Origin of the sequence: Phocaeicola sp. ICN-14070 (assembly GCF_037892625.1) — a bacterium.
Classification (GTDB): Bacteria; Bacteroidota; Bacteroidia; order Bacteroidales; family Bacteroidaceae; genus Phocaeicola; species Phocaeicola plebeius.
In genome coordinates, this window is record NZ_JBBKBF010000044.1 from 14,558 (window position 1) to 33,328 (window position 18,771).

Annotated in this window: 18 protein-coding genes and 7 tRNA genes; 2 read left to right on the forward strand and 23 right to left on the reverse strand. The window is 42.4% G+C overall.

The window, feature by feature from the left end; all coding sequences use genetic code 11:
* Window positions 1-77: 77 nt before the first annotated feature.
* From rplJ to rpsU, 14 genes are all read right to left on the reverse strand, one after another.
* Window positions 78-593 (reverse strand): 50S ribosomal protein L10, encoded by a 516-nt coding sequence (gene rplJ, locus WKT20_RS12020; RefSeq protein ID WP_022054164.1) that lies wholly within the window; start codon window positions 591-593, stop codon window positions 78-80.
* A gap of 16 nt (window positions 594-609) precedes the next feature.
* Complete coding sequence (rplA, locus tag WKT20_RS12025; RefSeq protein WP_007564158.1) at window positions 610-1,308, reverse strand: 50S ribosomal protein L1; 699 nt, start codon at window positions 1,306-1,308, stop codon at window positions 610-612.
* Between the two features lie 16 nt (window positions 1,309-1,324).
* Window positions 1,325-1,768: a 50S ribosomal protein L11 gene (gene rplK / locus WKT20_RS12030; RefSeq protein ID WP_007564157.1), complete on the reverse strand. Its 444-nt coding sequence runs from the start codon at window positions 1,766-1,768 to the stop codon at window positions 1,325-1,327.
* A gap of 62 nt (window positions 1,769-1,830) precedes the next feature.
* Window positions 1,831-2,373 carry a transcription termination/antitermination protein NusG gene (gene nusG, locus WKT20_RS12035; RefSeq protein ID WP_007564156.1) on the reverse strand — a complete coding sequence of 181 codons (543 nt, stop codon included), beginning with the start codon at window positions 2,371-2,373 and terminating at the stop codon, window positions 1,831-1,833.
* A 16-nt stretch (window positions 2,374-2,389) separates the two neighbouring features.
* Window positions 2,390-2,584 (reverse strand): preprotein translocase subunit SecE, encoded by a 195-nt coding sequence (secE, locus tag WKT20_RS12040; RefSeq protein ID WP_007564155.1) that lies wholly within the window; start codon window positions 2,582-2,584, stop codon window positions 2,390-2,392.
* Window positions 2,585-2,600: 16 nt separating this feature from the next.
* Window positions 2,601-2,673: transfer RNA gene (locus WKT20_RS12045), tRNA-Trp, on the reverse strand.
* 56 nt (window positions 2,674-2,729) lie between these two features.
* The gene (gene tuf / locus WKT20_RS12050; RefSeq protein WP_117702526.1) at window positions 2,730-3,914 is read right to left on the reverse strand and encodes an elongation factor Tu; all 1,185 of its coding nucleotides are present in this window, start codon (window positions 3,912-3,914) and stop codon (window positions 2,730-2,732) included.
* Between the two features lie 50 nt (window positions 3,915-3,964).
* Window positions 3,965-4,036 (reverse strand) — tRNA-Thr (locus WKT20_RS12055).
* Between the two features lie 11 nt (window positions 4,037-4,047).
* Window positions 4,048-4,120, reverse strand: a tRNA-Gly gene (locus WKT20_RS12060).
* Window positions 4,121-4,128: 8 nt separating this feature from the next.
* A tRNA-Tyr gene (locus WKT20_RS12065) sits at window positions 4,129-4,211 on the reverse strand.
* Window positions 4,212-4,245: 34 nt separating this feature from the next.
* A tRNA-Thr gene (locus WKT20_RS12070) sits at window positions 4,246-4,319 on the reverse strand.
* A 93-nt stretch (window positions 4,320-4,412) separates the two neighbouring features.
* A complete protein-coding gene (gene hpf / locus WKT20_RS12075; RefSeq protein ID WP_340417426.1) occupies window positions 4,413-4,712 on the reverse strand; it encodes a ribosome hibernation-promoting factor, HPF/YfiA family in 300 nt (99 codons plus the stop codon).
* 16 nt (window positions 4,713-4,728) lie between these two features.
* Window positions 4,729-5,610, reverse strand: coding sequence for a tyrosine-type recombinase/integrase (locus tag WKT20_RS12080; protein ID WP_302463316.1), 882 nt, complete (start codon window positions 5,608-5,610; stop codon window positions 4,729-4,731).
* 73 nt (window positions 5,611-5,683) lie between these two features.
* A complete protein-coding gene (rpsU, locus tag WKT20_RS12085) occupies window positions 5,684-5,875 on the reverse strand; it encodes a 30S ribosomal protein S21 (RefSeq protein ID WP_007564149.1) in 192 nt (63 codons plus the stop codon).
* Between the two features lie 199 nt (window positions 5,876-6,074).
* On the opposite strand from rpsU, the gene WKT20_RS12090 reads away from it, so the two are divergent.
* A complete protein-coding gene (locus tag WKT20_RS12090) occupies window positions 6,075-7,856 on the forward strand; it encodes an aminopeptidase P family protein (protein WP_412296438.1) in 1,782 nt (593 codons plus the stop codon).
* Window positions 7,857-7,937: 81 nt separating this feature from the next.
* On the opposite strand, the gene WKT20_RS12095 is transcribed toward WKT20_RS12090, so the two are convergent.
* The 9 genes from WKT20_RS12095 to WKT20_RS12135 all read right to left on the reverse strand — a co-directional run bounded on the left by WKT20_RS12095 (window position 7,938) and on the right by WKT20_RS12135 (window position 18,402).
* Entirely contained in the window at window positions 7,938-9,158 is a 1,221-nt protein-coding gene (locus WKT20_RS12095) for an aminotransferase class V-fold PLP-dependent enzyme (protein WP_340417428.1), read from the reverse strand.
* A gap of 20 nt (window positions 9,159-9,178) precedes the next feature.
* Complete coding sequence (sufD, locus tag WKT20_RS12100) at window positions 9,179-10,522, reverse strand: Fe-S cluster assembly protein SufD (RefSeq protein WP_117702532.1); 1,344 nt, start codon at window positions 10,520-10,522, stop codon at window positions 9,179-9,181.
* A gap of 2 nt (window positions 10,523-10,524) precedes the next feature.
* On the reverse strand, window positions 10,525-11,277 hold the full coding sequence (sufC, locus tag WKT20_RS12105) for a Fe-S cluster assembly ATPase SufC (RefSeq protein WP_007564139.1): 753 nt from the start codon (window positions 11,275-11,277) through the stop codon (window positions 10,525-10,527).
* Between the two features lie 19 nt (window positions 11,278-11,296).
* Window positions 11,297-12,748 (reverse strand): Fe-S cluster assembly protein SufB, encoded by a 1,452-nt coding sequence (sufB, locus tag WKT20_RS12110; RefSeq protein ID WP_270653065.1) that lies wholly within the window; start codon window positions 12,746-12,748, stop codon window positions 11,297-11,299.
* A gap of 1 nt (window position 12,749) precedes the next feature.
* Window positions 12,750-13,268 carry a CvpA family protein gene (locus WKT20_RS12115; protein ID WP_117702521.1) on the reverse strand — a complete coding sequence of 173 codons (519 nt, stop codon included), beginning with the start codon at window positions 13,266-13,268 and terminating at the stop codon, window positions 12,750-12,752.
* A 133-nt stretch (window positions 13,269-13,401) separates the two neighbouring features.
* The gene (infB, locus tag WKT20_RS12120) at window positions 13,402-16,323 is read right to left on the reverse strand and encodes a translation initiation factor IF-2 (protein WP_117702520.1); all 2,922 of its coding nucleotides are present in this window, start codon (window positions 16,321-16,323) and stop codon (window positions 13,402-13,404) included.
* A gap of 102 nt (window positions 16,324-16,425) precedes the next feature.
* The gene (nusA, locus tag WKT20_RS12125; RefSeq protein ID WP_007564131.1) at window positions 16,426-17,685 is read right to left on the reverse strand and encodes a transcription termination factor NusA; all 1,260 of its coding nucleotides are present in this window, start codon (window positions 17,683-17,685) and stop codon (window positions 16,426-16,428) included.
* 2 nt (window positions 17,686-17,687) lie between these two features.
* Window positions 17,688-18,155, reverse strand: coding sequence for a ribosome assembly cofactor RimP (rimP, locus tag WKT20_RS12130; RefSeq protein WP_117702519.1), 468 nt, complete (start codon window positions 18,153-18,155; stop codon window positions 17,688-17,690).
* Window positions 18,156-18,329: 174 nt separating this feature from the next.
* A tRNA-Pro gene (locus WKT20_RS12135) sits at window positions 18,330-18,402 on the reverse strand.
* A 164-nt stretch (window positions 18,403-18,566) separates the two neighbouring features.
* On the opposite strand from WKT20_RS12135, the gene WKT20_RS12140 reads away from it, so the two are divergent.
* Window positions 18,567-18,639: transfer RNA gene (locus WKT20_RS12140), tRNA-Phe, on the forward strand.
* Window positions 18,640-18,771 lie beyond the last annotated feature (132 nt).

Below are 18,771 nucleotides of genomic sequence, written 5' to 3' on the forward strand. Positions count from 1 at the left end.
TTGTATGAAATTTAATTGTTTGTACTATTTAAATATTAAAGTTGTTTGGTATATTCTCGACTAGGCACAGAGTGCAATTATTCTGCACGTTCTGCCAAAGTCTGAAGAACTCCGTGAATGGTGTTGCCACCTGATTGAAGAGCCGAGATAACATTCTTTGCAGGAGACTGCAGCAAAGCCACGATTTCTGCAATAACTTCGTTCTTACTCTTGATTGTTGCGAGAGCTTCCAACTGGTCTGCACCCACGTAGAATCCTTCCTCTGCATAAGCAGCTTTCAGGGCAGGAACTCCATCTTTGTATTCCTTCAACAGTTTTGCCGGAGCATTAGCTGTTTCACAGAACATTACAGAAGTAGTACCCTTCAAAGAATCAAACAATGGTGAGTAATCCACATCCAAGCTCATCAAAGCCTTGTGAAGCAAAGAATTCTTCACAACTATCAGCTTGATACCAGCCTTGAAACATTTTTTACGCAGGTCACTTGTAGCAGCTGCATCCATTGCAGTTGTATCCACCAAGTAAAAATGTCCATATTGCTTTACAGTATCTGCTAACTGACCAATAATTACGCCTTTATCTTCCTTTCTCATGATTCCTCCTTAATTATTAGATTTCGTCTACTGATTTAGGGTCAATCTTAATACCCTTACTCATAGTACTTGAAAGATAAATACTCTTGATATAAGTACCTTTAGCTGTGGTCGGTTTCAGTTTAATGATAGTAGCGATAAATTCTTTCGCATTTTCACGGATCTGCTCAGCAGAGAAAGAAACCTTACCGATTGAAGTATGAACGATACCGCTCTTATCAACCTTAAAGTCAATCTTACCTTGCTTAACTTCCTTAACAGCCTTAGCTACATCCATAGTTACAGTACCGCTTTTCGGGTTCGGCATCAATCCACGAGGACCAAGCACACGACCCAGCGCACCAATCTTACCCATGATAGACGGCATAGTGATAATCACATCAATATCAGTCCATCCACCTTTGATCTTTTCAATATATTCATCAAGACCAACATAGTCAGCTCCAGCTTCCTTTGCAGCAGCTTCAGCATCCGGTGTACACAGAACAAGCACACGTACCTGTTTTCCAGTTCCATGAGGAAGAGAAACAACGCCTCTTACCATCTGGTTAGCCTTACGAGGGTCTACACCTAAACGTACATCAATATCTAATGAAGCATCAAACTTTGTAAAAGTAATTTCCTTTACCAATTCAGAAGCTTCCTTCAGTGAGTATGCTTTCCCTGCTTCAATCTTTTCTGCAGCCAACTTTTGATTTTTTGTCAGTTTACCCATTATCAATTGAAGTTAATTAGTTATTACCCGGGAAGTCACCTTTTACAGCGATACCCATACTTCTAGCTGTTCCTGCTACCATTGACATAGCAGATTCGATAGTAAAGCAGTTCAAGTCAACCATCTTATCCTGAGCAATTGCACGAATCTGATCCCAAGTCAATTCAGCGACTTTCTTACGATTAGGTTCTGCAGATCCACTCTTGATTTTGGCAGCCTCAAGCAACTGAATAGCCACAGGAGGAGTTTTGATTACGAAATCAAAAGACTTGTCTGTGTAGTAGGTAATGATTACAGGTAATACTTTACCTGCCTTGTCCTGGGTTCTGGCGTTGAATTGCTTGCAAAATTCCATGATATTGATACCCTTAGAACCCAGAGCAGGTCCAACGGGAGGTGATGGATTTGCAGCGCCTCCTTTAATCTGTAATTTGATTAGTCCAGCAACTTCTTTAGCCATTTTCTTTTGTAATTTTTATATAAGTATTTAACGAATAGAACAATTGCACGTAACAAAATGCATTATTCCTTTTCCACATCCGTAAAGCCTAATTCCAACGGAGTTTTCCGCCCGAATATTTTGACCATTACTTTCAGCTTACGTTTTTCCGCGTTTACTTCTTCAATGAGACCACTGAATCCGCTAAACGGGCCAACGCTTACTTTCACTGTTTCTCCTACGGTATAAGGGATATTCAAATCCTCTCCGCTTTCCTGAAGTTCATCTACCGTACCCAGAATACGATTCACTTCCGATTGTCTCAGAGGAACCGGGTGATCCAGTCCTCCCAAGAAGCCAATAACGTTAGGAGTATTTCTCAAATGATGAGCAACCTCTCCAACCAAAGCGGCTTCTACCAAAACGTAACCAGGAAGATAAGTTCTCTCTTTTACGATTTTCTTACCGTTACGAACCTGATACGTCTTTTCGGTAGGAATCAACACCTGAGACACGTAGTCGCCAAGGTTACCGTGCTTGATGTCTGCATCAAGATATTCTTTCACCTTGTTTTCCTTTCCACTCACGGCACGTAATACGTACCATTTTTTTTCAATCTCAGACATGTTTTCTTACTGTTTATTAGTGCGGATAGATAACATCTTCCATAATAAACTGGAAGGCAGAATCCATTAGAAAAACAACGAGTGCAATGAGGAGGGAAGCAGTTAAAACAACCACTGCACTACTAGAAAGTTCTGAACGAGTAGGCCATGATACTTTATGGACTAGTTCGTCATAAGATTCCTTACAATAATTTGTTATCTTTGTAAACATATTCTTTTAATTTTAGCACGGGAAGAGAGGCTCGAACTCCCGACACTCGGTTTTGGAGACCGATGCTCTACCAACTGAGCTATTCCCGTAAAAATAGTTCCCGAATTCCTCCGGGAACTATCAATCTATCTATTATAAGATATTATTAGTCAAGAAGTTCAGTAATCTGACCAGCACCTACTGTACGACCACCTTCACGAATAGCGAAACGCAGACCTACGTTCAATGCAACCGGATAAATCAACTCAACGTTGATTGTTACGTTATCACCCGGCATTACCATATCTGTTCCTTCCGGCAAAGTGATTTCACCTGTACAGTCCATAGTACGCAGATAGAACTGAGGACGATATTTGTTGTGGAACGGAGTGTGACGACCACCTTCTTCTTTCTTCAAGATATAAACCTCAGCTTTGAATTTAGAGTGAGCTTTAACCTGACCCGGGTGACACAAAATCATACCACGTTTGATTTCGTTCTTGTCGATACCACGAAGCAACAAACCTACGTTATCACCAGCTTCTCCCTGATCCAACAATTTGCGGAACATTTCAACACCAGTTACAACTGATTTCTTGTCTTCACCAAGACCCAAGATTTCAACTTCGTCACCAACCTTGATGATACCAGCTTCAACACGACCAGTAGCTACAGTACCACGACCAGTGATTGAGAATACGTCTTCAACCGGCATCAAGAACGGTTTATCGATATCACGCGGAGGCAATGGAATCCAGTTATCAACTGCATCCATCAATTCCATAACTTTTTCTTCCCACTGAGGAACACCATTCAATGCACCCAAAGCAGAACCACGGATGATAGGAGTATTATCACCATCGAAGTCATAGAATGACAACAATTCACGCATTTCCATTTCAACCAGCTCCAACATTTCTTCGTCATCGACCATGTCGCATTTGTTCAAGAATACAACCAGACGAGGAACGTTCACCTGACGAGCCAACAAGATGTGTTCACGAGTCTGAGGCATCGGACCATCAGTAGCAGCAACTACGATGATAGCACCATCCATCTGAGCAGCACCAGTAACCATGTTCTTAACGTAGTCGGCGTGCCCCGGACAGTCTACGTGAGCATAGTGACGGTTAGCAGTCTGATACTCTACGTGAGAAGTGTTGATAGTAATACCTCTTTCTTTTTCTTCAGGAGCGTTGTCGATTGAATCGAAAGAACGCAATTCTGACAGACCTCTCTTTGCCAATACAGTTGTGATGGCAGCAGTCAAAGTGGTTTTACCGTGGTCAACGTGACCGATAGTACCAATGTTAACGTGCGGTTTCGAACGTTCAAATTTCTCTTTAGCCATAGCTTTACTTGTTATTTATTTTGATTAATAATCAGCTTTACAAATTCACGAGCTGTTACCGGGACTTGAACCCGGGACCTCTTCCTTACCAAGGAAGTGCTCTACCGCTGAGCTATAACAGCAAAAGAAAAAGAGCGGAAGACGGGACTCAAACCCGCGACCCTCAGCTTGGAAGGCTAATGCTCTATCAACTGAGCTACTTCCGCAATTTCAGTGGGCAAAGATGGATTCGAACCACCGAAGGCGTAAGCCAGCAGATTTACAGTCTGCCCCATTTGGCCACTCTGGTATTTGCCCATTTCTTAGAATCAGACTAAGATTTTTCTTCTTGAGCCTCTTGTCGGATTCGAACCAACGACCCCGAGATTACAAATCACGTGCTCTGGCCAACTGAGCTAAAGAGGCAAAATCAAACTTTGCAGCCTCGTCATTTTCCATAACTTAGCGGCTGCAAAGTTAGATATTATTTTTTAATCACAAAACTTTTACGCAACTTTTTTATTTACCTTGAAGTTTTTCTTTTGCCTTCAACAGTTGCTTAGACAGTGCCTCTATGCACACATCTATCGATTCTTCGAATGTATCACTTATTTTTTCCGCATAAAACTCTGAATTCAGTGCCAACACGCGCACCCCTGCTTCTTTATTCATTGCAGTTTCAGGTTTTACAACTTTCAAAGACACCTCTACTTTCATTATATTATCGCAAAACTTCTCGAGCTTCTCAGCTTTTTTCTGAATAAAAGCCTCCAGTTTGTCAGATGCATCGAAATGAATGGATTGAATTCTTACTTCCATAAATACCTCCTTTTCTTTACGCTCTAGGATGAGCTTGTTCATAAACCTGTTTTAATTCCTCAAAAGTTGTATGAGTATAAACTTCTGTCGTCGTCAAGCTTTCATGTCCAAGCAATTCTTTTACCGCCTCCAGTTCCGCCTGATGGTTTAACATAGATGTTGCAAAAGTATGCCGCAACACATGAGGGCTTTTCTTCTTCAGCGTCACAACCTTTGAAAGGTATCGCTTCACAATATAGTTCACAGATGAAGGAGAAAGCCTTACCCCACCCTTTCGAATAAAGAAAGCCTCACATTCACCCGAATAAAAACGAGCTCTTTCCTGTAAATACGCACTCAAAACCTCTTGCAGTCTATCCCCAAAAGGAATTAAGCGCTGTTTATTTCTCTTTCCTGTCACTTTTATCACCAATGCCGAAAAATCAACGTCTTCATCCCTCAAAGCTATCAATTCAGCGCGCCGCATGCCAGTAGAATAAAACACCTCAAGCACAGCCTTATCACGCACCCCCTCAAAAGTTTGCGAGAATTCGAATCCATCAAGAAGTTGATTCATCGTCTCATCTCTTACAAAAACTGGCAAAGGCTTCTTTTTCTTCGGACCGACAACCTTCGCCACCGGATCCACCGCCACCAACTTCTGACGTAGCAAATAATGATAAAAAGAGCGAAGCGAACTAAGTTTCCTGTTTACCGTTGTTTCAGCGCGACCTTCATCCATCAATGAGAGCACCCATCCACGAACCACATCCGCATCCACGCTGGCAAACTCAAATTCTTCGTCCACACTCTTAAAGTATGCTTCAAACTCATCCAAATCTATCCCGTAACTAAGAATTGTCTTTTCGGAATAATTCCGTTCAAGAAGCAAATACTTCAGAAAAGAATCTTTCAACATAGAAACATCGCTTTTATTCTCAGCAACGAATTTATGAAAAAGAATTCAATAATTCAAGAGTTTTGCAGAATTATTAATCTTCGTTCTGCTGCATTTTCTGAACGTAAATAGCACGTTCCATTTTAAGTCTCTTCAAAACAGACGGTTTGTCATACTGCTGTCTGCTTCTCAGTTCTTTTACAACACCTGTTTTTTCAAATTTTCTTTTGAATTTCTTCAGCGCTTTTTCAATGTTTTCGCCTTCTTTTACTGGTACTACAATCATGTTTTTAAAATTAAGTATGTTGTTATTAAATTATTTCGCAGTTAATTTGCGGCGCAAAATTACACATACTTTCTTTATTTACAAAACTTTCCAAAAGATTTTATTCAAAAAATCAACTTCAGACAAAATCAAGCCTCCCCTTTCCACACCATTTATTATTTTTGTCATGTTTGTTTAGAATCTCCTTAAATTCATTTACATCATGAACCGTATATCTGATAGAATTGAAGCCTTACGCAGATTTATGCATACCAAAGGCATATCTGCATTTATTGTGCCCAGTACCGACCCTCATTCTGGAGAATATGTACCTGCTCATTGGGAATCACGGAAATGGATTTCCGGATTCACCGGTTCGGCCGGTACAGCTGTAATCACCATGACACAAGGAGGATTATGGACCGACTCTCGTTATTTTTTACAAGCAGAAGAACAACTTCAAGAAAGCGGACTAATTTTATTCAAAGACCGTCTTCCGGAAACTCCTTCCATTGCTGATTGGTTAGGAAGCGTTCTGAAACCTGGAGAAAAAGTCGGTATCGACGGATGGGTAAACAGCACGTCCGAAGCTCTGCAATTGCAAAAAGCACTTGAAAAATATCATTTGGAACTGGTTAACGTGGAGGACCCGTTTAGTTTATTGTGGAAAGACCGTCCCTCACTACCGCCGAACCCTCCATTTATTTTGCCTTTGGAATACAGCGGAGAGACGTGTAATCAAAAAATCAGTCGGATACAAACTATTCTTAAAGAAAATCAAGTTAATGGCATCTTAATTTCCGCCTTGGATGAAATAGCCTGGACTTTAAACTTAAGGGGCACTGACGTACATTGCAATCCGGTATTCGTTTCCTATCTTTTCATCACCTCTACTTCAAGTACATTGTACATCCATCCGGATAAACTAACAGATGAGGTACTTCGCTATTTAGAAACAAACCAGGTTTCTATTAAATACTATACACAAATAGCCCAAGATTTGGAGGAATATAAAGAAGGCTGCTTACAGCTCCCCTATTCAACCAACTATACCCTTTATCAAGCAGCCAGCAAAAGCAGTCAGGTAAAACAGATTGAGTCTCCGGTATTATATTTGAAATCTATCAAAAACTCTACAGAAATCGCCGGATTCAAACAAGCCATGACACGCGATGGGGTGGCTATGGTTCGCTTCCTTTATTGGTTAGAAAACGCTGTAAAAAGTGGAACAGAAACCGAATTATCCATTGACCAGAAGCTATACGAATTCCGTTCTGCACAAGAAAACTTCCAAGGTATCAGCTTTGATACCATAGCCGGTTATCAGACACATGGCGCAATCGTACATTACGAAGCAACTGAAGAAACCGCAGCAACCCTGAAACCTGAAGGCTTCCTTCTTCTTGACAGCGGAGGACAATACCTCGATGGAACAACCGACATCACTCGTACCATCGCATTAGGGCACGTCACAGAAGAGCAGAAGAAAGATTATACCCTTATCCTAAAAGGATTCATACAGCTCTCCATGGCTCACTTCCCATATGGCACCTGTGGCACCCAGCTCGACATATTGGCGCGACAATTTATATGGAAAGAAGGTATGAACTACGGACATGGTACAGGACATGGCGTCGGACATTTTCTGAATGTGCACGAAGGGCCTCATCAGTTCCGTATGAACCACATGCCTGCTCTTCTCCTTCCAGGAATGACGGTCACCAATGAACCAGGAGTATACAAATCCGGGAAATATGGTGTACGCACAGAAAACACCATGCTAATTGTAGACGACCAAACGACTGACTTTGGCAAATTCTACAAATTTGAAGCATTGACCCTATGCCCTATCGACCTTAAACCGATTCTGCCTGAATTACTCAGTTCGGAAGAAAAAGTATGGTTAAACGATTATCACCAGAAAGTATATGCCACACTCAGCCCATACCTCAGCAAGGAAGAAAAGAACTGGTTGAAAGAAAGCACAAAAGCCATCCACTAATCAGTTTATAAATAAAAATCTCCCGGTCAGCATTCTCTGTATGAAAATCCTGACCGGGAGAGCTCTTTTATTACTTTTTATTTAAGCAAACATTTTACTTACTCGAAGCACACCTTCCACCAGCGCATCTATTTCTTCTTTCGTATTATACAATCCCAAAGATGCACGCACCGTGCCCTCAATACCCAAACGGTGCATCAAAGGTTCCGCACAGTGATGTCCGGTACGAACAGCTATACCTAGGCGGTCAAGCAAGGTCCCCATATCAAAATGGTGTATATCCCCTACCAAGAAAGAAATAACCCCTCCTTTCTGCTCCGCTTCACCCAAAATCCTCATTCCCGGGATTTCTTTTAAACGGCTCATGGCATACTGGGTCAGGTCATGCTCATAGGCAAAAATGTTATCCATTCCTATGGCTGAAACATAATCCAATGCCTTTGCCAGTGCTGTAGACCCAATATAATCGGGAGTGCCGGCCTCAAATTTAAAAGGAAGTTCATTAAATGTCGTCTTTTCAAAAGAAACATTCTTAATCATTTCCCCTCCTCCCTGATAAGGGGGCAGTTTATCCAACCAGGCTTCCTTTCCATACAGCACGCCAATACCCGTAGGACCGTACACTTTGTGACCACTGAACACATAAAAGTCAACATCCAAATCTTGTACATCCACTTTCATATGTGGAATACTCTGTGCTCCATCCACCAGTACCGGGACACCTTGCGAATGTGCAAAGGCAACCATATCCTTTACCGGATTAATTGTTCCCAACACATTGGATACATGCGCAACAGAGACAAGTTTCGTCTTTTCCGAAAAAAGCTTCTTATATTCATCCAACAAAAGTTCCCCCCGGTTATTCATCGGAATTACTTTCAGCACGATTCCTTTCCGTGCAGCCTGAAGCTGCCAAGAAACAATATTACTGTGATGCTCCATCACAGAAACAATAACCTCATCCCCTTCCTTCATCTGACTATCGGCAAATGAAGAAGCAACCAGGTTAATGCTCTCAGTCGTTCCACGAGTAAAGACAATTTCCGAAATACTGCGTGCATTAATAAACCGACGTACCGTCTCACGTGAAGCCTCATGCAAATTCGTTGCCTGTTGAGACAAGAAATGCACTCCACGGTGTACATTCGCATTTACCGAATAATACTCGTCTGTAATAGATTCCACCACGCAACGAGGCTTCTGAGTCGTAGCCCCGTTATCCAAATAGACCAGCGGCTTTCCATACACCGACCGTGAAAGAATCGGAAAATCCTCTCTTATCTTATTGACATCGTATTGCATAATTTTTTGTTAAAATATGATTATTTACAAATCGCACAGCCCTGGCATTTATTCAGTTCTCCACGGAAGCGTTTTTCTACCAGCAGATGCAAGCGATCTTTCAGGGCATCCATCCGGATATGGTCAATCACTTCGTTGACAAAAGCAAACATCAACAGCAAACGTGCTTCTTTTAGGCTAACACCACGCTGCTGCATATAGAACAATGCATTTTCATCCAACTGTCCTACTGTAGCTCCATGAGAACATTTCACATCATCTGCATAGATTTCCAGCTGAGGCTGAGTGTACATACGTGCTTCACGGGTCGCACACAGATTCCGGTTTGTCTGCTGGGAAGAGGTATGCTGTGCTCCTTCTCTCACAAGTACCTTTCCGGCAAAAGCTCCCACAGCCTGGTCGTCAAGCACATACTTAAACAATTCATTACTTGTGCAGTCGGGCACTTTATGATCAATAAAAGTATGGTTATCTACCTGCTCATTCTGATCGACAATAGCCATTCCGCACAAACTGATTTCTGCACCACGACCAGCCAATGTCACTTCTGTGGTATTACGAGTCGTTCCATTGTGCAGTGTCATCCCGTTCAACAGCACATTACTGCCAGCTTCCTGATTCACATATAAGTTATTGAAACGTACCGTACTGTTATGAGTTTCTTCCAGTTCATACAAGTCGAATACAGCATTTTCTCCTGCAAAGACTTCCACTACCTGAGTAGAAAGGAAATTCACGTCGTCCATCGCATGGTCGCATACCAGCAACTTAGCCTGTGCACCATCCTCCAATATAATCAGGACACGACGGTTTACCATGAAATCCACATCCGCACGCAAGATATTCACCAGCTGGATTGGACGTTCCAGCACCACATTCTTCGGTACATACATACACACACCATCCTGTGCAAACATCGTATTAAATGCCGCCAGAGCATCCTTCGACGTATCAGCCAGCTTTCCGTAATATTTTCTGACCAAATCAGGACGTTGTTCAGCCACATCCTTCAAGCTACCGAAGTAAACTCCATCCGGCAACTGAGCAGAAGGATGCACATGCTTGTCAAACGTATCATTTACCACAAAATAAAGTGAGGTACTCATATTGGGCACATCACACTTGAACACTTCATACGGATTAACCGGAAATTCCAGACGATTCAAGTTCAACCCATAATCCGGAGCAAAATACTTGCTCACCTCCGTATACTTATACTTTTCCTGTTTGCGAGTCGGGAAGCCCAGCTTCTCAAAATCAGCAAATGCCTTCGCACGGGGCGCATTCAGCACATCCGCACTTTGCCGACAAATCATTGCCTCGCACTGCGTGAAAAGATCAATATATTGCTGTTCTGCTTTCATGCTCATTCTCCCAGTTCTTTCTTAATCCAATCGTATCCTTTTTCTTCCAGTTCCAATGCCAGCTCCGGACCTGCAGTTTTTACGATACGGCCTTTATAAAGTACATGTACAATATCCGGTTTAATGTAATCCAGCAAACGCTGATAGTGCGTAATCACAATACAGCTTGTTTCTGGAGTTTTCAGCTTATTCACTCCTTCTGCCACAATACGCAACGCATCAATATCCAGTCCGGAGTCGGTTTCGTCCAGGATGCTCAGCTTCGGCTCCAGCATAGCCATCTGGAATATTTCATTACGCTTCTTCTCACCCCCAGAGAATCCCTCATTTACCGAACGGTTTGCCAACTTGCTGTCCAGTTCTACAATCTCTCTCTTTTGGCGCATCAGTTTCAAAAACTCACTGGCCGTCAAAGCAGGAAGTCCTTTGTACTTACGCTGTTCATTCACGGCCGCACGCATGAAATTCACCATGCTCACTCCCGGAATTTCTACCGGATACTGGAATGACAGGAACAATCCTTCATGACTGCGGTCTGCCGGACTCAAAGCCAATAAATCCTTTCCATCAAACGTTACGGTTCCTTTCGTCACCTCATAAGCCGGATGACCGACCAATACATTGCTCAATGTACTCTTTCCCGAACCGTTAGGTCCCATAATCGCATGGACTTCACCTGCCTTTACAGTCAGGTTAATACCTTTCAATATCTCTTTGCCATTGATGTTGGCATGTAAATTCTTTATCTCTAGCATAACAATCTATTTTTATCGTTTATCCCACACTGCCCTCCAACGATACAGACAGCAATTTCTGAGCCTCTACGGCAAACTCCATCGGAAGTTTATTCAGAACTTCCTTTGCATACCCATTCACAATCAGTCCTACGGCATCCTCAGTAGAGATACCACGCTGGTTGCAATAGAAAATCTGGTCTTCCGAAATCTTGGAAGTCGTAGCCTCATGTTCCACCACAGCCGTTTCATTGTGAATGTCCATATAAGGGAATGTATGCGCTCCGCAATGGCTACCCAACAACAGAGAATCACACTGACTGTAGTTTCTTGCATTATCTGCCTTTTCAGCTACACGCACCAGCCCACGATAAGAATTCTGACTCTTTCCTGCACTGATACCCTTACTTACGATAGTAGAGCGAGTATTTTTACCTAGGTGAATCATCTTCGTACCCGTATCTGCCTGTTGATAATTATTGGTTACCGCTACAGAATAGAACTCTGCAGTAGAATTGTCTCCACTCAAAATACAGCTTGGATACTTCCATGTAATGGCCGACCCAGTCTCGACCTGTGTCCAGGAAAGTTTACTATCCACCCCTTTACAGTTACCTCTTTTGGTTACAAAGTTATACACACCACCCTTACCTTCAGCATCACCAGGATACCAGTTCTGCACAGTAGAATATTTCACTTCCGCACGGTCAAGCACCACGATTTCTACAATTGCCGCGTGCAACTGGTTTTCATCACGCATTGGTGCCGTACATCCTTCCAGGTAAGAGACATAACTGTCTTCATCTGCAACAATCAGCGTACGTTCAAACTGTCCGGTATTGGCCGCATTGATACGGAAGTACGTAGACAACTCCATCGGACAGCGAACCCCCTTCGGAATATACACAAACGAACCATCGCTGAACACAGCCGAGTTCAATGCGGCAAAGAAATTATCACGATAGCCCACTACCGAACCTAAATACTTCTTCACCAAATCCGAATGTTCACGCACCGCTTCACTGATAGAGCAGAATATAATCCCCTTTTCCATCAGTGTCTCCTTAAAAGTTGTCTTCACAGAAACGGAGTCCATAACCGCATCTACCGCCATACCACTCAGCGCCATACGCTCTTCCAAAGGAATACCCAGTTTGTCAAAGGTTTTCAACAGTTCCGGATCCACTTCATCCAGACTCTTCGGCCCTTCTTTTTTCTTAGTAGGGTCTGCATAATATGAAATAGCCTGATAATCAATCTCCGGAATATTCAAATGTGCCCATGTAGGCATTTCCAGCGTTTGCCAATAGCGAAACGCCTTCAAACGGAACTCAAGCAACCAGTCGGGCTCACCTTTCTTTGAAGAAATCAGCCGCACGACATCCTCATTCAGTCCCTTCTCTATAATATCTGTGTGAACATCCGTAGTGAAGCCATATTTATACTTCGCCTGCGTCAGCTCCTTCACATATTTATTGGGTTCTATTTGCATATCAATTCTGAATATTATCTGTTTCTATAAATTTCTCTGTTACAGTTTTCACCACAGGATAAAAGAAAGCGGAAAAATCCTTTATCGGATAATATAACAACGAACTTCCTTTAGTGGTTGAATGTATTAAGTTATCTTTAGAGTCGGCAAAATCAATAAAATGGATGACCAGGCTGATTACAAGCGCATATTTTATCGCTCCAAGCACTGCCCCCAAAAGGCGGTTGATAAAACCTAATCCTGTCATATCCACGATTTTCGTCAAGGCAGAAGCCAAAAGAGACAACACCAAAGGTACTATCAAACCTATCAACAGAAAAGCCAGTATCTGCCCGAATGTCACAGAAGTACCTACCGCTACGGCCAATTGCTCACCTAAACCGACAAATAAAGCACGTGCTACCAGCAGTCCGGCTATCAGCCCTACAACCGCTGCCAGTTGTTTGAAAAATCCTTTCATAAAACCAGAGACAGCTCCTAAAGCCAATAAGATGATAATCACCCAGTCTATTGTTGCCATTTATCCGAAATATATATTAAAAACAAAGCGAAGAACTTGTTCCCCTGTTGATGGGTGAATACAAGAATCTTCGCTTTGCTCTGAATGACAAATGTATTTATTTGCACCCAAACAATGGTCAGACGTTACGTCCTTACAATGTCTGTTTTACTTCCACTTCTTCATACGTTTCAATCACGTCACCCACTTTCAAGTCGTTGCAGTTCGTCAAGCTGATACCACATTCAAAGTTAGTACCCACTTCTTTCACATCGTCCTTGAAGCGCTTCAACGCATTGATTGAACCCGTAAAGATTACGATACCGTCGCGAATCAAGCGAGCCTTGTCCGTACGTTTCACCTTTCCGGTCTTCACCATCGCACCGGCAACCATACCCACCTTGCTGATGTTGAACACTTCACGCACTTCGATTGTAGAGGTAACCTGTTCTTTCAATGTCGGAGCCAACATACCTTCCATTGCCGACTTCACTTCTTCAATCGCATCGTAAATAATAGAATACTTACGAATATCCACACCTTCCTGTTCAGCAAGCTTAGCCGCATTTCCTGACGGACGTACCTGGAAGCCTACGATAATAGCATCCGATGCCGCAGCCAACGATACATCCGATTCTGAAATTTGTCCGACACCCTTATGAATTACATTCACCTGAATCTGTTCGGTAGACAACTTGATCAATGAGTCGCTCAAAGCTTCTACAGAACCATCCACGTCACCTTTCACAATCACATTCAGTTCATGGAAGTCACCCAATGCCAGACGACGTCCCACTTCATCCAGTGTCAACATCTTCTGTGTACGCAAGCCCTGTTCACGAGCCAGCTGTTCACGTTTGTTGGCAATCTCACGTGCTTCCTGATCCGTATCAAACACATGGAATGTATCACCCGCAGCCGGTGCTCCGTTCAATCCTAAGATCAATACCGGCTCAGAAGGACCAGCTTCTTTCAAGCGCTGATTACGCTCGTTGAACATCGCTTTCACCTTACCGTATGAAGTTCCGGCCAACACAATATCCCCTACATGCAGCGTTCCATTAGAAACCAGCACCGTAGCCACATATCCACGTCCTTTATCCAAAGAAGATTCAATAATTGAACCGGTAGCCTTACGGTTCGGATTTGCTTTCAAATCCAACATTTCAGCTTCCAGCAATACCTTTTCAAGCAATTCAGGAACACCGGTACCTTTCTTGGCTGAAATATCCTGAGACTGGTATTTTCCACCCCATTCTTCCACCAGGAAGTTCATGGCAGCCAGTTCTTCCTTAATCTTATCCGGATTTGCATTCGGTTTATCTACCTTATTGATAGCAAACACGATAGGCACTCCCGCAGCCATCGCATGGTTGATAGCTTCTTTTGTCTGCGGCATCACGTTGTCATCGGCAGCTACGATAATGATTACTACGTCAGTTACTTTTGCACCACGTGCACGCATAGCTGTAAATGCTTCGTGTCCCGGAGTATCCAGGAACGTAATGCGACGTCCATCCTCCAGTTTCACATTATATGCACCAATGTGCTGTGTGATACCTCCGGCCTCACCCGCAATTACATTTGCTTTACGGATATAGTCCAGCAAAGAAGTCTTACCATGATCTACGTGACCCATCACGGTAACAATCGGTGCACGCGGTTGCAAATCTTCTTCCGCATCAGCCTCCTCCTCTACAGCCTGTGCCACTTCCGCACTTACATATTCTGTCTTGTAGCCAAATTCTTCTGCCACAAGGTTAATTGTTTCTGCATCCAGACGCTGGTTGATAGACACCATGATACCCACACTCATACAAATTGAGATAACCTGAGTCACGGGAATATCCATCATGTTAGCCAACTCATTTGCTGTTACAAATTCTGTCAGCTTCAATACCTTGCTTTCTTCCTGCTCCAGTTCCTCCTGTTCCAGTTGACGGTTCTGAATATTTTCACGTTTTTCCTTACGATACTTAGCAGCCTTATTCTTTCCCTTATTTGTCAGGCGGGCAAGTGTTTCTTTCACCTGCTTTGCTACATCCTCATCGCTCACCTCCTGCTTTACCACAGGCTTTTTAAAACGATCCTTGTTATGTTTTCCACCTTGTCCCTGGCTCTGATTACTTTTTCCAGATTTTTCATTTCGTGAAGATCCAGATACGTTGGAGGTTGCATTATTGATATCAACCCGTTCCTTATTAATTCGGTTGCGTTTTTTCTTTTTTGCAGCCTCATCACTCAAGCCACCCTTATCTGTTTTTTCATCACTCTTACGGATTTCCTTGATAATCGCATCCTTCATCTGCTTACGCTGCTCCTGACGCAACTTATCCTTTTCCTCTCTTTCTTTCTTCTTTTCTTCCTTTGATTTTTTCTTTGGACGGGTAGACTGGTTCAATGCAGCCAAATCAATCTGGCCTACTACATTAATTTTTGATTTAAATTCTGTCGGACGAATTTTAAAAACTTCGTCTTCTTTATTTTCCTGAACGGTTTGTTGCTTTTTTTCTTCTTCCATCGGCTCTGGTTTCAATTCTTCTGCCTTTATCTCCGGCTGTTTCGATTCTTCTTTTTCTTCTACCTGAGGTTGTTGTACAGGAGCCTCTTCAATTTTAACTTCCGGTTCTGCCACCTCAGCTTGTTTATTCTCAGGTTCTGGCTTAGCTGGTCCTTCTTCAGCCACAGGCATTTCAGCAGGCTCAACCACAGCCGGTTTTTTCTTTTTCTTCAGACCATCCAAGTCTATTTTACCCACAGGCTTGAACTTAGGTCGCACATCTTCTGGAACCACTGTCTCTATAACCTCCGGTTTCTTTAATTCCGGATGAATATCCTCAATAGAGACAGAAACCTTATTACGCTCCTTGTTCTGCCGTTCCTGAATAATTTTCTCAGACTCTATTTTCAAATCCTTATCTTTGCTGAACTCCTTTATCAGTGCAGCATACTGTTCTTCAGTAATTTTGGTATTTGGATTCGCCTCGACTGTATATCCTTTTTTCTGCAAAAAGTCTACCACCGTGGTTATTCCAACGTTCAAATCTCTTGTTACTTTATTCAATCTTATAGTCATAATTCATCACAATTTTTAGAGTTTGGGAAAATATATCAGTCACAGATAAACAAGCAGACGAGAATGAAGCCCTCATCCTCATCTGTTCATTACAAGCAAGCGCTATTCCTCAAACTCTGCTTTTAAAATTCTCAGGACATCATCCACCGTATTTTCTTCCAAGTCTGCTTTCTCGATGAGCATTTCACGCGGTGCATTCAATACGCCTTTAGCCGTATCAATACCGATAGCCTTAATTGCGTTAATAACCCATTCGTCAATCTCATCCTTGAACTCATCCAGATAGATATCCTCATCAGCCACTGCATCTTCACCCAGTTCACGATATACATCAATTGTATATTCTGTCAGCATACTAGCCAATTTAATATTCAATCCGCCCTTACCGATAGCCAATGAAACTTCTTCTGGTTTCAGATATACCTCAGCTCTCTTTTCATCCTCATGCATGATGATAGACGAAACTTTTGCCGGGCTTAAAGCGCGTTGAATAAACAACTGTATATTAGATGTATAGTTAATCACATCAATATTTTCATTACGCAATTCACGCACGATACCATGAATACGAGAACCTTTTACACCAACACATGCACCTACTGGATCAATGCGTTCATCATACGATTCTACCGCAATCTTCGCACGTTCTCCTGGGATACGGGCGATTTTCTTGATGGTAATCAGTCCATCATTGATTTCAGGAACTTCCTGTTCAAACAAGCGCTGCAGGAATACCGGTGATGTACGGCTCAAAATAATCTTCGGATTATTGTTCTTATTATCTACACGCGCCACCACAGCACGAGCTGTTTCTCCTTTCCGGTAGAAGTCACTCGGAATCTGTTCAGTCTTTGGCAACAGCAGTTCATTACCCTCATCATCCAGCAACAGAATTTCCTTTTTCCAAATTTGATAAACTTCTGCGCTAATTACAGTACCTACCTTATCAATGTATTTATTATACAAGCTGTCCTTTTCCAATTCCAGAATCTTTGAAGCCAGTGTCTGACGAAGATTCAGAATTGCACGGCGGCCGAATTTTTCAAAAATCACCTCATCGGTCACTTCCTCTCCCACTTCATATGATGCATCAATCTTGCGTGCTTCCGATAATGCAATCTGCAGGTTCGGGTTAGTCAGCTCCTCATCCGCCACAACTTCACGGTTACGCCAGATTTCGAAATCCCCCTTGTCAGGATTTACAATCACATCATAGTTTTCATCTGTACCGAACATTTTTGCAATCACACTGCGGAACGACTCTTCCAACACGCTCACCATCGTGGTGCGATCAATGTTCTTCAATTCCTTAAATTCCGAGAATGTGTCAATCAAGCTGACAGTTTCTTCTTTTTTGGCCATAATTATTTAAAGCTAATTAAGTATTTGGTGTATTTTATCTCATCATACGTAAAGGTTACATTCTGTTCCACCAGCTTCGGACGCTTGGCACCTTCCGGTTTTATTTTCACTTCTACCGTAACCGTAAAATTCTCTTCGTTGGCATCCGCCAGCACACCCGTCCATTTCTTTCCGATTTTGTCCAGCACTTCTACTTCGCAACCTACATGTGCTACATACTGCTGCAATACCTTAAATGGCTGACCGATTCCTGCAGAACCTACTTCCAGTTCGTAATCCTCTTCTTCACGACTTAATTTTGACTCAATATAGCGGCTCAGCTCCACACAGTCGTCTATCCACACGCCTTCTGCATGGTCTATTTCCACTACAATTTTGTCATCCGGACTCACATTTACATCAACCAGAAAATAACTTTTATCTTCCAGCCATTCCTCTACAATCCGAGCTACAACGTTTTTATCTATCATGTATTAACTATTAAGAACAAAAAAAGGAGCTAAATCGCCCCTCCACCTTTTCATCCAATCATTTGCAAAGATATAAATAATCTCATGCCACACAAAATAATGACAAAATTATTTATTACTGAGGAGTAGTATGAAAGAGCGGCAAATGATATAGAATCATCTGCCGCTCTTCTGTCGGAATGAGGCGACTCGAACGCCCGACCCCTACGTCCCGAACGTAGTGCGCTACCAACTGCGCTACATTCCGATTGAAACGTTTGTTTTTTTCGTTTGCGCTGCAAAGGTAGACATATTTTCAATACCAACAAAAGAAAAACGAGTTTTTTTCATAAAAAATTATTTTCCCTCATTTTCATCTCATTTATTTTGGAGATTAAAGATTTTACTCTATCTTTGCAACCGCAAAACGATGGTGCCATAGCTCAGTTGGTAGAGCAAAGGACTGAAAATCCTTGTGTCCCCGGTTCGATTCCTGGTGGCACCACTTTGAAGAAAAGCAAAAGACAGTAAAATCCTGATTTCCAAGCGAAATCGGGATTTTTTGTTTTCTCCAAGCACGCAAAAAAACGGCAAAATATTACCGTTCAAGGTGGAGATAAAAGGTGGAGCAAAAATC

Coding starts and splice junctions, on each gene's coding strand:
- rplJ (WP_022054164.1), bottom strand. CDS start 593: ATGAGAAAGGAAGATAAAGGCGTAATTATTGGTCAGTTAGCAGATACT.
- secE (WP_007564155.1), bottom strand. CDS start 2,584: ATGTTTACAAAGATAACAAATTATTGTAAGGAATCTTATGACGAACTA.
- rplK (WP_007564157.1), bottom strand. CDS start 1,768: ATGGCTAAAGAAGTTGCTGGACTAATCAAATTACAGATTAAAGGAGGC.
- sufC (WP_007564139.1), bottom strand. CDS start 11,277: ATGCTAGAGATAAAGAATTTACATGCCAACATCAATGGCAAAGAGATA.
- nusA (WP_007564131.1), bottom strand. CDS start 17,685: ATGGCCAAAAAAGAAGAAACTGTCAGCTTGATTGACACATTCTCGGAA.
- rimP (WP_117702519.1), bottom strand. CDS start 18,155: ATGATAGATAAAAACGTTGTAGCTCGGATTGTAGAGGAATGGCTGGAA.
- infB (WP_117702520.1), bottom strand. CDS start 16,323: ATGACTATAAGATTGAATAAAGTAACAAGAGATTTGAACGTTGGAATA.
- sufD (WP_117702532.1), bottom strand. CDS start 10,522: ATGAAAGCAGAACAGCAATATATTGATCTTTTCACGCAGTGCGAGGCA.
- rpsU (WP_007564149.1), bottom strand. CDS start 5,875: ATGATTGTAGTACCAGTAAAAGAAGGCGAAAACATTGAAAAAGCGCTG.
- WKT20_RS12115 (WP_117702521.1), bottom strand. CDS start 13,268: ATGGCAACAATAGACTGGGTGATTATCATCTTATTGGCTTTAGGAGCT.
- rplA (WP_007564158.1), bottom strand. CDS start 1,308: ATGGGTAAACTGACAAAAAATCAAAAGTTGGCTGCAGAAAAGATTGAA.
- sufB (WP_270653065.1), bottom strand. CDS start 12,748: ATGCAAATAGAACCCAATAAATATGTGAAGGAGCTGACGCAGGCGAAG.
- WKT20_RS12080 (WP_302463316.1), bottom strand. CDS start 5,610: ATGTTGAAAGATTCTTTTCTGAAGTATTTGCTTCTTGAACGGAATTAT.
- hpf (WP_340417426.1), bottom strand. CDS start 4,712: ATGGAAGTAAGAATTCAATCCATTCATTTCGATGCATCTGACAAACTG.
- nusG (WP_007564156.1), bottom strand. CDS start 2,373: ATGTCTGAGATTGAAAAAAAATGGTACGTATTACGTGCCGTGAGTGGA.
- WKT20_RS12095 (WP_340417428.1), bottom strand. CDS start 9,158: ATGCAATACGATGTCAATAAGATAAGAGAGGATTTTCCGATTCTTTCA.
- tuf (WP_117702526.1), bottom strand. CDS start 3,914: ATGGCTAAAGAGAAATTTGAACGTTCGAAACCGCACGTTAACATTGGT.